Raw genomic sequence first — 12,252 nt, forward strand, 5'->3', positions numbered from 1 at the left:
TTCCGAATCGGTGATTGTGACGCCATGTCACTCACCCGTAGCGCCGAAGCCACCGCCTCCCGCACGGCGGACAACCGGTGGCTGGAACTCCTCGCCCGGGCCGGCTTCATCGGCTACGGCATCGTCCACCTCCTCTTCGCCTGGTTGGCGTTGCAGATCGCGTTCGGCACGTCGTCCGACGACGGCGACCAGTCCGGCGCGCTGCGTACCCTCTCCGCACAGCCCCTCGGCAAGTTCCTGGTCATCGCCGTCGCGGTCGGCCTGCTCGCGATGGCGATCTGGCAGGCGCTGGAGGCGGCCGGCGGGCACCGCGCCGAGCGCGGCAAGGAGCGGGTCATGGAACGGCTCGCCTCGGTCGGCCGGACCATCGTCTACCTCTACTTCGCCTGGACCGCCTTCAAGGTCTTCTCCGACGCCGGGTCGAACAGCGCCGACCAGCAGGAGGCGTTGACCGGCAAGCTGATGACCTCCAGCGGTGGCCGCTGGCTGGTCGGGCTGGCCGGGCTGGTGCTCGCCGCGATCGGCGTCGGCCTGGTGATCTACGGTGCGCGCAAGAAGTTCGAGAAGCACCTGAAGACCGGCGAGATGAGCCCGAAGACCCGCCAGCTCGCCCGCCGGCTGGGCATCGCCGGGTACGTCGCCAAGGGCGTCGCGTACGGCATCTCCGGTCTGCTGGTCATCGTGGCAGCGGTGAACTACGACCCGGAGAAGGCCCGTGGTCTGGACGCCGCGCTGCACACCCTGCGGGAGCAGTCGTACGGCACCTTCCTACTGACCCTGGTCGCCCTGGGCATCGCCGCCTTCGGCATCTACTGCTTCCTCCAGTCCCGGTACCGCAAGGTCTGAGCTGGGGTCGACACCGCGGATGTCGGGCACTGTCGGGCTTCTGCCCCCAGTGCCCGACGCCTGGTCGAAAGGGGAGCACCGAAACCGTGCAGAACTATCTCGAAACGGCCGTCGCCGCGCTCGTCGCGGCGACGGCCGCTCTCTTCCTGGTCGAGGTCGTCCACCGGGTGACCCGGCGGTTCGGCCGTCGGTCACTGCTGTTGACCGAGCTGACCGACCACGCGCACCGCCCGTTCCAGGTCGCCGCAACGGTGCTGGCGGTGCAGTTCGCCGTCCGGTTCAGCACCGGGTACGCGGTCGGCGAGAGCTGGCGACGGCTGCTGCTGCACCTGCTCGTCCTCGGCGTCATCGCCACCACCGCCTGGTTGGTCGCCGGTCTGCTGGTCGTCGTGGAGGACACCGCGTTGGCCCGCTTCCGGGTCGACGTACCGGACAACCGGCACGCCCGCCGGGTGCGCACCCAGGTGGTGATGCTGCGCCGACTGACCATCGCGGTGATCGCCATCCTGACCGTCGGCGTGATGCTGATGACGTTCCCCAGCGTGCGGGGCATCGGCGCCGGTGTGCTGACCTCGGCCGGGGTGGTCGGTGTGGTGGCCGCGCTCGCCGCGCAGAGCCTGCTCGGCAACGTCTTCGCCGGCCTGCAACTCGCCTTCAGCGACGCCGTCCGACTCGACGACGTGGTCGTTGTGGAGGGGGAGTGGGGTCGCGTCGAGGAGCTGACCCTCAGCTACGTCGTGGTGCAGATCTGGGACGACCGCCGGTTGATCCTGCCCACCTCGTACTTCACCAGTAAGCCCTTCCAGAACTGGACCCGGACCGAGGCGGCGGTGCTCGGCACCGCCGAGTTCGACGTGGACTGGGCGGTCCCGGTGCAGACCATGCGCGAGGAGCTGCGCCGCCTGGTCGAGGGCACCGAGTTGTGGGACGGGCGGGTCTGCGTCCTCCAGGTCACCGACGCCACCGGCGCGATGGTGCGGTTGCGCGCGTTGGTCAGCGCCGCCGACGCGGGCAGCCTCTGGGACCTGCGCTGCCTCGTCCGCGAGCACCTGGTCGGCTGGATCCGGGACAACCGTCCGACCGCGATGCCCCGGCTGCGCACCGAGCTGGGTGACTCGACCAGCAACCTGTCCTGGCAGTGGGTGCAGCCGAGGCGGCCAGCCCGCCGCCGGTCCGACACCGAGGCGCCCGACGACGCCCGCGTCTTCGGCGGCAGCGACGACGGCGACGCCCGCAGCGAAGCCTTCGTGGGCCCCGACGAATCCCGCCCCCAATAGCCCTGTAGTGGCCTCCACCGCCGTCCAGGCCACGACAGCCAGGATCGAGCGCGATCGTGCGCGGCCAACCCCGACGATCATGGACTTGACGGGTGAGTACGCCTGCTTTGTCCCCGCCAACCTCATGATCGCCGCTGCGGGGGGCCGGGGTGGGGTGGGGTGGGGTGGGGACGGGCCGGGGGGGGTTGGGGGTTGGGGGCGGTCGGTTCTGGGAGGTTTGGTTGGGGGTGGGTGGGGGATGTGCTGCCGGACGTCTCTGGCGTGATCGCGGCGACTGGCCGCGGATCGGCGGCGCGGCGTCCGGACAACACCGACGGTGAGCTGCTTGGCGCGCTTTAGGATTGACCAGCGGCGACTTCGGGCATACAGCGCGGTGATAACGAGAGGAGGACAGCATGGCTGACGTGGCGAAAGCCCGCACATCCCAGAACGGGAGCGAGCCCTCCACCGCCGAGCTGGTGCAACGGGCCACCGAGCAGATCTCCCGCCTCGTGCGGGACGAACTGACGCTGGCCCGAGCGGAGTTGACCCAGAAGGGTAAGCACGCCGGCATCGGGATCGGCCTGTTCGGCGGCGGTGGCGCGCTCGCGTTCTTCGGCCTCGGCGCGCTGGTCGCCACGGCCATCCTGCTGCTCGACCTGGTGCTGCCCGCCTGGGCCGCGGCGCTGATCGTGGCGGTGGCCTGTTTCCTGGTGGCCGGCATCCTCGCCCTGGTGGGCAAGAAGCAGGTCAGCCGTGCCGTCCCGCCGGTGCCCGCGGCCACGGTCCGCAGCCTCCGGGCAGACATGGACACCGTCACCGCCGCGGTGAAGGACAGGGGGCGGCAATGACCGGTAACGGGACCGGCGACACGGAGGCCCTCCGCGAGGAGATCCGCCGCACCCGGGTCGAGCTGGGCGAGACGATGGAGGCGTTGGCCGCCAAGGCCGACGTCAAGGCGCGTCTGCGGGAGTCCGCCGACCAGGCCAGGGAACGGATGCGGGAGCAGGCGGCGAACGCCGTGGCCCGGGTCCGCGGCCAGGCCGCGCGCGGCGCCGGGATGGCGCGGGCGCAGGCGTACGAGAAGGGCGAGTTGGTTCGCGCACAGGCGTACGACAAGAGTGAGTTGGTGCGCCGCAATCCGGTGCCGTGGGCGGCCATCGCGGCCGGTGCGGTGGCCACCGTGGTGGTGCTGATGATCGTGCGGGGGAGGCGTAGGTGAGCAAGAGCATCGGCAGGGTCGCGTACCGGCCGGTCGGCGTGTTGTTGGGTATCGCCGCGGGCACGGTCGCCGGGGCGATCTTCCGGCAGGTCTGGAAGGTCACCGCCGGCGACGGTGAGGCGCCCAACGCGACCGACGAGGATCGCGGCTGGGGCGAGATCCTGGCCGCCGCGGCGTTGCAGGGCGCCATCTTCGCGGTCGTCCGGGCCGCTGTGGACCGGGGCGGCGCGGTCGGCGTACGCCGGATGACCGGCAGTTGGCCGGACTGACCAGGCAGCGATGTCAGCCCTCTTCCCGCATCGATGGGAAGAGGGCTTTCGCATGGCATCGGACGCCGCCCAGCGCGCCTGAGGCATCCGTCAGGTCACATGTCGGAGAAATTCGTCGGAGAGGTCGTGACAGACTTTTTGCGTACGTGATTTGCTGGTCCCCGCTGTTGCGAGATGGCGTGGGTTGAGAGAAGTCTCCTTCGTGGGGCCGCCTCAGGCACCGCTGCTCAAAAACGGCCAATCGGCCGGACGGCGTGCACGGCCGCCAGTTTTTAGAGGGAGATACACATGGCTCAGGGAACCGTGAAGTGGTTCAACGCTGACAAGGGCTTCGGCTTCATCACCGTCGATGGTGGGGGTGCTGACGTGTTCGTCCACTTCTCGGCCATCCAGACCAGCGGCTACCGCTCGCTGGAGGAGAACCAGCGGGTGGAGTTCGAGATCGCTCAGGGTCAGAAGGGCCCGCAGGCCGAGCAGGTCCGTCCCATCTGAGTAAGACGGCCGGCCCCCGCCGGTCATTGGGACGATCCGGCCCAAGGGTCGCTGTAAAGCCCCGCATCCCAACCGGGATGCGGGGCTTTACGCGTACGCGGACTGCCGTTCGGATTGCGCGGTCAAGCAGCCGCTCAGCGTCGACGCGAGCGCAGACCGAGCCAGAGCACCACCAGCCCGGCCAACGCCACGAGCGGACCGACAACCGCCCAGATCTTCTGGTCGGTCATCACGCTGCCATCGACGTAGCCGAGGCCCTGGACCGTCCACACCGCGCCGATCACCACAGCCAGCAGGCCGAGGGTGAGCGGAAGCCAGCCCCTCATCGCGTCCCCTCTCCGCCGCCCGGGGCGGCGCGCGGCCGTCCAGCATCACCGGCCGGGCGGCGCGACGCGGGCACCCCGGGTGCGCGGGTCACCACCGGTCGTGCACCTGCGGGCGGATCAGCTCGTCGTAAATTTCGCGTACGGCTGCCAACTGCTCGTCGGTGAGCGGGGACAGGGCGGCCGCGGCGGCGTTGCGTCGGGCCTGGTCGGCGTCGCGGGCGCCGGGGATGACCACGGTGACGCCCGGTTGGTCCAGCACCCAGCGCAGCGCGAACTGCGCCATCGTGCGGTCCGCGTCGACCAGCGGGGCCAGTCGGTGTACGGCGGCCAGACCTCGATCGAAGTCGACGCCGGAGAACGTCTCGCCGACGTCGAAGGCCGCGCCGTGCCGGTTGTAGTTGCGGTGGTCGTCGGCGGGGAACTGGGTGTGCTCGTCGTAGCGGCCGGAGAGCAGCCCGCTGGCGAGTGGCACGCGGGCGATGATGCCGACGCCGGCTGCCGCGGCGGCCGGCAGCACCTGCTCCAGGGGCTTGTGGCGTACCGCGTTGAGGATGATCTGGACGCTCGCCACCCCCGGTCGGGCGATCGCGGTGAGGGCCTGGTCGCAGGTCTCGACGCTGACGCCGTACCCGGCGATCGCCTTCTCGGCGACGAGGGTGTCCAGGCCGTCGAAGACCTCGTCGGAGGCGAAGACCTCGGTGGGCGGGCAGTGCAACTGGACCAGGTCCAGGGTGTCCATTCCCAAGTTGGCCCGGGAGCGGTCGGTCCACTGCCGGAAGTTGGCCAGGGTGTACGCCTCCGGCCGCTGCTCGACGCGGCGGCCCATCTTGGTGGCGACGGTCAGCCCCGCGTCGGGTCGGGTGCGCAGGAAACGGCCGATCAGCTGCTCGCTGCGGCCGTCGCCGTACACGTCGGCGGTGTCGAGGAAGGTGACGCCGGCGTCCACGGCGGTGGCGAGCACCGCCATCGCGTCGTCCTCGCTGACGGTGCCCCAGTCGGCGCCGAGTTGCCAGGCGCCCAGGCCGACCGCGCCAACGGTCCGGCCGAGCCGGTTGAAGCTGCGCTGTTCCATGCCCTGAGCCTAGTGATCGGGTTGCCGGCCTGCCAGGCGAGTCGTACGCTAACAAGACGGACGTACGGTTTGGGAGGCGATGATGTGGGATCCCACCACCTACCTGCGCTACGGCGACGAGCGGTCCCGGCCGTTCCACGACCTGGTCGCCCGGATCCCGGCCGAAGAACCCCGCACCGTGGTCGACCTCGGCTGCGGCCCCGGCCAGCTCACCGCCACCCTCGCCGAGCGCTGGCCGACGAGCCGGGTGCGCGGCCTCGACTCCTCACCCGACATGATCGAGCGGGCGGTGGCCCTCGGCGCGCCGGTCGACTTCGCGGTCGGCGACCTGCGCGACTGGCGTCCGTCCGGCGACGAGGACGTGGTGGTCAGCAACGCGGCGTTGCAGTGGGTGCCCGGCCATCAGGAGCTGCTGCGCCGCTGGGCCGCCGAGCTGCCCGCCGGCGCGTGGCTCGCCATGCAGGTCCCCGGCAACTTCGCCGCCGACTCACATCGCGCCCTGCGGGAGGTCGCCAACCGTCCGGCGTGGCGGGCCGACCTGGCCCCGCTGCTGCGCGCGGACCCGGTCGACGACCCGGCCGACTACGCGGCGCTGCTGACCGCCGCCGGCTGCGCGGTGGACGCCTGGGAGACTACCTACGTGCACCTGCTGCCGGCTCGACCCGCCGCCGCGCACCCGGTGCTGGCCTGGATGGAGGGGACCGCGCTGCGTCCGGTCCGGGCCGCGCTGGACGCCGCCGGCTGGGCCGCCTTCCGGGCCGAGCTGGGGGTACGGCTCACCACGGCGTACCCGGTGCGGCAAGGTCAGGTGTACTTCCCGTTCCGCCGCGTCTTCGTCGTCGCCCGCACCGGCGACCATGCTCAGGAGAACCTGTGACCGACCTGCCCACCTTCATCGCCGGCCTGCCCAAGGTGGAGCTGCACGTGCACCACGTCGGCTCCGCCTCGCCCCGGATCGTCGCCGAGTTGGCCGCCCGCCACGAGGGGCGTACCCCCGTGCCGGCCGACCCGGACGCGCTCGCCAACTACTTCGAGTTTCGCGACTTCGCGCACTTCATCGAGGTCTACCTGAGCGTCGTGGACCTCATCCGCGACCCGGAGGACGTCTGGATCCTCACCCACGAAGTGGCCCGGGAGCTGGCCCGCCAACAGGTCCGCTACGCGGAGCTGACCATCACCCCCTACTCGCACGTCCGACGGGGCATTCCCGCGCCGGCGTTCTGCGAGGCCATTGAGGACGCCCGCAAACGTGCCCTGGCCGACTTCGGCATCGAGCTGCGCTGGTGCTTCGACATCCCCGGCGAGGCCGGCCTGCCGGCGGCCGAGGAGACGCTGCGCATCGCGCTGGACGAGCGCCCGGACGGGCTGGTCAGTTTCGGCCTGGGCGGCCCGGAGATCGGCGTACCCCGACCGCAGTTCCGGCCCTACTTCGACCAGGCCCGCGCCGCCGGTCTGCGTTCGGTGCCGCACGCCGGGGAGACCACCGGGCCGCAGACCGTCTGGGACGCGCTGAACGAGCTGGGCGCCGAACGGATCGGCCACGGCATCTCCGCCGCGCAGGACCCGCAGCTGCTCGCGTACCTGGCGGAGCGGCAGATCGGGATGGAGATCTGCCCGACGTCCAACGTCCGCACCCGGGCGGTGGCCACCCTCGACGAGCACCCGCTGCCCCGGCTGGTCGAGGCCGGGTTGCTGGTCACCATCAACTCCGACGACCCGCCGATGTTCGGCACCACCCTCAACGACGAGTACGCGGTGGCCGCCCGCCTGCTGGGTGTCGGCACCGAGGGTCTGGCCGGGCTGGCCCGCAACGCGGTGACCTCGTCCTTCCTCGACCCCGCCGGCCAGCAGCGGATCCTCGCCGAGATCGACACGTACCTCGCCACCGCCGGCTGAGCTGGTCAGCCTGTCGGCCGGTGAGGGCTGGTCGGTCGAGCAGGGCGCGCGGCGGGAGCGTGGGGTGTGGGGGGACCTGTGGCTCCCGCCGCGCGCGCGGCTCCACCGGCCGTGGTGCGGGTGCGCTCGGCCGGGGGAACTGGTGGGTTCGTGCTCTGATCCTGTCAGCCCGCGGCCGTTGCACCGTGCTCGTTAACCGCGATCTAAGGAAGACTTGCGCCGCCGCACAGCCCCGGGCTCGGCCGGGTCAGTCGTCGGTCGGGCGCTGCCGGGGCCAGCGACGCCCGCTGGCCTTCGTGTCCCGGGCGTCGCGGGCCATCCGACCGACCAGACCGAAGCGGCTGACCTGCCGGGGCGTCGCCTCCGGGTCGGCGAGCAGCATCACCACGCTGGCCCCGCCCAGGCGGGCGCGGTCGATGCTCACCGAGCCGTTGGCCTGCAACGCCACCCGCTTGGCGATGTCCAGGCCGAGCCCGGTCGAGCCCTGATCACTGGCACCCCGGCGCAGCGCCCGGTCCGGGTTGGCGATGCCGGGGCCGGCGTCATCGATCCGGATCGCCACGTAACCGTCGCGCCGGGACACCGCCACCTCGAACGCGGTGCCCTGCGGGGTGTAGCGGAAGACGTTGCCGATCACCGCGTCCAGCGCGGCGGCCAACTCGGCCCGCGGCACCGGCGCCGGGATGCGCAGCTGCGCCCCGTTGACCCGGTGCGGCCGGTTCTGGTCGCCAGCGAGGGCCGCCCAGAACACCATCCGGTCCCGGACCACCTCGCTGACGTCGCACATCGCCGGCCCGGCCTCGTGCGCCACCGCCTTGCGGGTGGTCTTGATCAGCACGTCGATCTCACCCTCCAGGGTGACGATCGCCTGCCGGATCCGCCGGATCCCGCGGAGCCGGTCCAGCTCCGCCTGGCTGAACGAACCCACGCTGGTGTCGTCGGACTCCAACGCCTCCGCGTCCAACCGCAGCACCGTCAACGGGGTACGCAGCCGGTGCGACAGATCGGCCACCAACTCCCGCTCGTCGGTGCGGGCGGCGTCCAGCCGGTCCGCCATCCGGTTGAAGGCGTACCCGGCCTCGGCCAGCTCACGCGGACCGGTCGGTTCCACACGGACACCGAGGTCGCCGTCGCCGATGGAGAGCGCGGCCTTGACCAGACCCCGGGTCGAGTCCACCGCCCGGGCAGCGACCCGGTCGACCACCAGCACCGCCGCGCCGACCAGCGCCGCACCGACCGCGAACAGCAGCAGCCAGGTGCCGCCGGCGCCCTCGCCCAGCGTCGAGGCCGGCAGGAACACCTCGACCACGGCCGTGCGGTCACCGAGCACGACCGGGTCGAGCCGGGCCACCCCGCCGTCGACGTCGACGACCAACGACTGGCGCTCGGCGCGGGCCCGGTCCAGGTCGCTGCCGCGGGCCCGACCGGCGGACTCGTCCAACCCCAACCCGTGCACCACGGCTCGGGTGGGGGCACCCTCGGCGCTGGCCACCACGGCCCGCTCGACGACCGTCGGGTCGGTGCTCACCGCCAACGCGCCGGTCACCAGCGCGCTGCGCCGCGCCGCGTCGGCGATCGCCTCGTCGCGGCTCTGCTCCCGCAGGCTGAGCCCGAGCGGGATCAGGAACGCGAGCGCCACCAGACTGCACATGCCGGCCGTGAGGAGGGCCAGCGCCGTCCTCAGTCCGGCGCCACCAACCGGAACCCGACCCCCCGCACGGTGCGCAGGTAGCGCGGCTTCGCCGCGGACTCGCCCATCTTTCTGCGGAGCCAGTACAGGTGAACGTCGATGGTCTGATCCTCGCCGACCGATGGCTGCCGCCATACCTCCTCCAAGAGCTCCCGGCGGGACACTACCCGCCCAGGTCGTGCGGCGAGATACGCCAACAGGTCGAATTCCTTGCGGGTCAGCGCCAGCGGCACCCCGTCGAGCTGGGCGCTGCGCTCGCCCACGTCCACCCGCAGCCCACCGACGCTGTGCACCGCGGGCTGCACCGACCGACTGGCCCGGCCGGCCCGGCGCAGCACGGTGGTGATCCGCGCGTCCAGGTGCGCCCCGGTGAACGGCTTGACCATGTAGTCGTCGGCACCGGCGCGCAGTAGCTTGACCACCGACTGCTCGTCGTCGCGAGCGGTGGCGATGATGATCGGAACGTCGGTGATGCCGCGCAGCATCCGCAGCGCGTCCGAGCCGTCCAGATCAGGCAGGCCGAGATCGAGCACCACCAGGTCGGGTGTCTCCGCGGCCACCCGACGCAACGCGTCCAACGCCGTACCCACGGCGTGCACGGCGTGCCCCCGGTCGGTGAGGGACCGCAGCATCGCGCCGCGTACGACGTGATCGTCTTCGACCAGGAGCACGGAGGCCACGACAAGACGGTACTTGGCCTGGCAAGTTGATCGCGTTGCGACGTGCCTGACGACCGGGCAAGCTGGTACGACGATGTCGTTCACCCTGTTCGTCGACGCCCGTCTGGCGCTCGCCCGGGACAGCCTCGCCGGTCTCTCCACCGGTGACGCGCTCGGCGCGCGGTACTTCCTGCCCGACCCGGCACCGGTGGATCTTGCCGCGGACGCCCTGCCGCCAGCACCCTGGGAGTGGACCGACGACACCGAGATGGCCTGCTCGGTCCTCGCCGAGTTGGCCGAGTCCGGCGGCATTGACCCCGACCGGCTGGCCCTCTCCTTCGCCGAGCGGTGCGCTCCCCGCCGGGGCTACGGCGCGGGCGCGATGCTGATCCTGGGGCTGATCCGCACCGGCACCCCGTGGCCGTTGGCCGCCGCCTCCGCCTTCGACGGGCAGGGCTCCTGCGGCAACGGCGCGGCGATGCGGGTCGGCCCGCTGGGCGCGTACTTCGCCGACTCGACCGCGCGCGCCGCGGCGCAGGCCCGCGCCTCCGCCGAGGTGACGCACGCGCACCCGGAGGGGATCGCCGGAGCGGTCGCGGTGGCCGTCGCCGCCGCGCTGGCCGCCCGAGCCCGCCTCGACGGGCACCGGCCCGCCCCGGAACGGCTGCTCGCCGGGATCGCCGCCGCGCTCGACCCGGGCACCGAGGTACACCGGGGCGTACACCGGGCGGCTGGGCTGCTCGGTCGGCCGTTGCCCCGGGTGGTGGCGGCGCTCGGCAACGGCTCCCGGGTGACCGCCCAGGACACCGTCGGCTTCGCCCTCTGGGTGGCCGCCACCCACCTCGACGACTATCCGGCGGCCATCGAGACGTGCGTACGGGCCGGTGGGGACGTGGACACCACGGCCGCCATCGCGGGAGCGGTGGTGGCCGCGCACACCGGCGTCGGCACCCCGGGCGGGGTGCCCGAGCCCTGGCTGGCCGCTCGCGAGCCGCTGCCGACCTGGGCGCCCTGACCGCCCCGCCCGGGCCGGCCGTGCGCCGGCCGCGTGTCCCGGCCCGGTCCGGCGTGGCCGGGTCCCGCGTGGCTGGGTCCGGCGTGGCCGGGTCCGGCCCGGCGCGGCCTGATCCGGCGTGGCCTGGCCCCTCCCGGCGTGGTCCGGCCCGGCGTGGCCTGGTCCGGCGTGGCCTGGTCCGGCTGGTCGGGCTGAGATCAACTCGGCTTTCTGTAAATCGGGGTGTCCGTGCGCTCGGGATGCCCCGGTTTTCAGAAACCCGAGTGGATCACCAACCCCGAGCCGATAAACAACCCGAGTCGATCACCGAAACCCGAATCGATCACCGCGAGGCCGCGGAGGCAGCGGGCGTGGAGGACGCGGAGGCAGCGGGTGTGGAGGACGCGGAGTCGGCGGGTGTGGTGGCGGCGGGCGTGAGGGCCGCGGGGGCGGCGGGTGTGGAGGAGGCGGGTGTGAAGGAGGCGGGCGTCGGGCCGGCCGGCTCTGTCCTCTTGGCTGCGCGGCCGGTGATCTCGGCCAGGGTCGCGGCCTCAGCGCTCGGCCCGGCCGCCGTCGCGGCCCCATCCGCCGTCGCGGCCTCGGCCGGCGCGCCGGTCACCTCGGCGAGCGCCGCGTCCTGGGCCGGGTCGCGTCGACGCCACCAGCTGACCAGCCAGCCGATTGCCGCGCCACCGCCCAGCCCGGCCAGCAGGCCGGCGGCCAGCATCCCGTCGGCGTTGCCGGAACCCTCGTCAGCACCGCCCGCCCCGGCCGCCGGCGCGGCGTCCCCGCCACTGTCCGAACCCGCCGGAGCCACCGGCGCGCCTCCCACCGGTGCGCCTCCCGCTGGTGCGCCTCCCGCCGGTGCGCCGTGGCCGCCGTGCCCGACCGGTCCAGCCCCGCCGGCGGCCGGCGGCAGCAGGGTGAGCGCCGGGGCCCGGTGCGCTCCGGTGGCGTCCGCCCACCGGACCACCGTGCCGTCGGCGTAGGTCTGTACGACCTCGAAGGTGAGCCGGTCGGTCTGCGGCATCGGCCCCATGGAGAGCGCCAACCGGGCCGGCCCGGGGTCGCTCGCACCGACGCGGACCCAGGTCACCGCGGTGGTCACCGTGCTCACCCCGGACGAGTGGATACCGGCCACCGGCTGGTCCAGGGTGCGGGAGCTGATCCGGGGCGCCCAGCCGTTCACCGACATGGGGTAGACCTCGGCGATGGGCGTGTCGGCCGGCAGCCGGACCTCGATCTGGGTGGTCTTCGTGCCGGCGCGTTCCTCCGGCACGCTGAACTCCAGGCGTACCGCGTCGCCCTGGCGGGCCTCGGTCGGGGTGGTCGTCACGTCCGCCGCGTACGCCGCGCCGGGCCAGAGCAGCAGCCCAGCGGCGGTCACCGCGGTCGCCACCACGATCCGCCGCCGCCGGCCACCGCCGTACGTGCTCGCCATCTCGTGCCCCCATCCGTGTCGACGCGGCCGGCACTGGTTTCCGGCCACACCTTCTAGTTCGGCTGGGCGGCGCGAAAGGTTCAACGGCG

14 protein-coding genes are annotated in these 12,252 nt (G+C 72.8%); 9 read left to right on the forward strand and 5 right to left on the reverse strand.

Annotated features, from left to right (window positions below; all coding sequences use genetic code 11):
* Positions 1-24 precede the first annotated feature (24 nt).
* From EV382_RS03725 to EV382_RS03750, 6 genes are all read left to right on the forward strand, one after another.
* Positions 25-846 carry a DUF1206 domain-containing protein gene (locus EV382_RS03725; protein WP_130400246.1) on the forward strand — a complete coding sequence of 274 codons (822 nt, stop codon included), beginning with the start codon at positions 25-27 and terminating at the stop codon, positions 844-846.
* An 86-nt stretch (positions 847-932) separates the two neighbouring features.
* A complete protein-coding gene (locus EV382_RS03730) occupies positions 933-2,123 on the forward strand; it encodes a mechanosensitive ion channel family protein (RefSeq protein ID WP_130400247.1) in 1,191 nt (396 codons plus the stop codon).
* A gap of 395 nt (positions 2,124-2,518) precedes the next feature.
* Positions 2,519-2,953: a phage holin family protein gene (locus tag EV382_RS03735; RefSeq protein WP_030338239.1), complete on the forward strand. Its 435-nt coding sequence runs from the start codon at positions 2,519-2,521 to the stop codon at positions 2,951-2,953.
* Positions 2,950-3,324, forward strand: a complete 375-nt coding sequence (locus EV382_RS03740) for a DUF3618 domain-containing protein (protein WP_130400248.1) — start codon at positions 2,950-2,952, stop codon at positions 3,322-3,324. The genes EV382_RS03735 and EV382_RS03740 overlap by 4 nt, the downstream gene beginning before the upstream one ends.
* A complete protein-coding gene (locus EV382_RS03745) occupies positions 3,321-3,593 on the forward strand; it encodes a DUF4235 domain-containing protein (protein WP_130400249.1) in 273 nt (90 codons plus the stop codon). The genes EV382_RS03740 and EV382_RS03745 overlap by 4 nt, the downstream gene beginning before the upstream one ends.
* Positions 3,594-3,881: 288 nt before the next feature.
* Positions 3,882-4,085 carry a cold-shock protein gene (locus EV382_RS03750; protein WP_030338233.1) on the forward strand — a complete coding sequence of 68 codons (204 nt, stop codon included), beginning with the start codon at positions 3,882-3,884 and terminating at the stop codon, positions 4,083-4,085.
* 134 nt (positions 4,086-4,219) lie between these two features.
* Here the strand turns inward: EV382_RS03750 and EV382_RS03755 are convergent, their stop codons facing one another.
* Together EV382_RS03755 and EV382_RS03760 are read right to left on the reverse strand one after the other, a co-directional pair.
* Complete coding sequence (locus tag EV382_RS03755; RefSeq protein WP_030338231.1) at positions 4,220-4,411, reverse strand: hypothetical protein; 192 nt, start codon at positions 4,409-4,411, stop codon at positions 4,220-4,222.
* Between the two features lie 88 nt (positions 4,412-4,499).
* The gene (locus EV382_RS03760) at positions 4,500-5,483 is read right to left on the reverse strand and encodes an aldo/keto reductase (protein ID WP_130400250.1); all 984 of its coding nucleotides are present in this window, start codon (positions 5,481-5,483) and stop codon (positions 4,500-4,502) included.
* A gap of 82 nt (positions 5,484-5,565) precedes the next feature.
* Here EV382_RS03760 and EV382_RS03765 point away from each other — a divergent pair, with 82 nt between their 5' ends.
* Positions 5,566-6,360 carry a trans-aconitate 2-methyltransferase gene (locus EV382_RS03765; RefSeq protein WP_130400251.1) on the forward strand — a complete coding sequence of 265 codons (795 nt, stop codon included), beginning with the start codon at positions 5,566-5,568 and terminating at the stop codon, positions 6,358-6,360.
* Positions 6,357-7,379: an adenosine deaminase gene (locus EV382_RS03770; RefSeq protein WP_130400252.1), complete on the forward strand. Its 1,023-nt coding sequence runs from the start codon at positions 6,357-6,359 to the stop codon at positions 7,377-7,379. Before EV382_RS03765 ends, EV382_RS03770 begins: the two co-directional genes overlap by 4 nt.
* A gap of 247 nt (positions 7,380-7,626) precedes the next feature.
* Here the strand turns inward: EV382_RS03770 and EV382_RS03775 are convergent, their stop codons facing one another.
* Entirely contained in the window at positions 7,627-9,030 is a 1,404-nt protein-coding gene (locus tag EV382_RS03775; protein WP_208758301.1) for a HAMP domain-containing sensor histidine kinase, read from the reverse strand.
* A 29-nt stretch (positions 9,031-9,059) separates the two neighbouring features.
* On the reverse strand, positions 9,060-9,749 hold the full coding sequence (locus EV382_RS03780) for a response regulator transcription factor (RefSeq protein WP_130400253.1): 690 nt from the start codon (positions 9,747-9,749) through the stop codon (positions 9,060-9,062).
* Between the two features lie 73 nt (positions 9,750-9,822).
* On the opposite strand from EV382_RS03780, the gene EV382_RS03785 reads away from it, so the two are divergent.
* The gene (locus tag EV382_RS03785; protein WP_130400254.1) at positions 9,823-10,743 is read left to right on the forward strand and encodes an ADP-ribosylglycohydrolase family protein; all 921 of its coding nucleotides are present in this window, start codon (positions 9,823-9,825) and stop codon (positions 10,741-10,743) included.
* Positions 10,744-11,065: 322 nt separating this feature from the next.
* Here EV382_RS03785 and EV382_RS33745 read toward each other — a convergent pair whose 3' ends face one another.
* The gene (locus EV382_RS33745; protein ID WP_130400255.1) at positions 11,066-12,163 is read right to left on the reverse strand and encodes a DUF1775 domain-containing protein; all 1,098 of its coding nucleotides are present in this window, start codon (positions 12,161-12,163) and stop codon (positions 11,066-11,068) included.
* Positions 12,164-12,252: the final 89 nt, after the last annotated feature.

The sequence above is a fragment of the Micromonospora violae genome, assembly GCF_004217135.1.
GTDB classification, from domain to species: domain Bacteria; phylum Actinomycetota; class Actinomycetes; order Mycobacteriales; family Micromonosporaceae; genus Micromonospora; species Micromonospora violae.

Bases quoted from the DNA above. Each gene is read 5' to 3' on its own strand.
- EV382_RS03725 (WP_130400246.1), top strand. From the start codon at position 25: ATGTCACTCACCCGTAGCGCCGAAGCCACCGCCTCCCGCACGGCGGAC.
- EV382_RS03735 (WP_030338239.1), top strand. From the start codon at position 2,519: ATGGCTGACGTGGCGAAAGCCCGCACATCCCAGAACGGGAGCGAGCCC.
- EV382_RS03740 (WP_130400248.1), top strand. From the start codon at position 2,950: ATGACCGGTAACGGGACCGGCGACACGGAGGCCCTCCGCGAGGAGATC.
- EV382_RS03750 (WP_030338233.1), top strand. From the start codon at position 3,882: ATGGCTCAGGGAACCGTGAAGTGGTTCAACGCTGACAAGGGCTTCGGC.
- EV382_RS03755 (WP_030338231.1), bottom strand. From the start codon at position 4,411: ATGAGGGGCTGGCTTCCGCTCACCCTCGGCCTGCTGGCTGTGGTGATC.
- EV382_RS03760 (WP_130400250.1), bottom strand. From the start codon at position 5,483: ATGGAACAGCGCAGCTTCAACCGGCTCGGCCGGACCGTTGGCGCGGTC.
- EV382_RS03765 (WP_130400251.1), top strand. From the start codon at position 5,566: ATGTGGGATCCCACCACCTACCTGCGCTACGGCGACGAGCGGTCCCGG.
- EV382_RS03775 (WP_208758301.1), bottom strand. From the start codon at position 9,030: ATGTGCAGTCTGGTGGCGCTCGCGTTCCTGATCCCGCTCGGGCTCAGC.
- EV382_RS03785 (WP_130400254.1), top strand. From the start codon at position 9,823: ATGTCGTTCACCCTGTTCGTCGACGCCCGTCTGGCGCTCGCCCGGGAC.
- EV382_RS33745 (WP_130400255.1), bottom strand. From the start codon at position 12,163: ATGGCGAGCACGTACGGCGGTGGCCGGCGGCGGCGGATCGTGGTGGCG.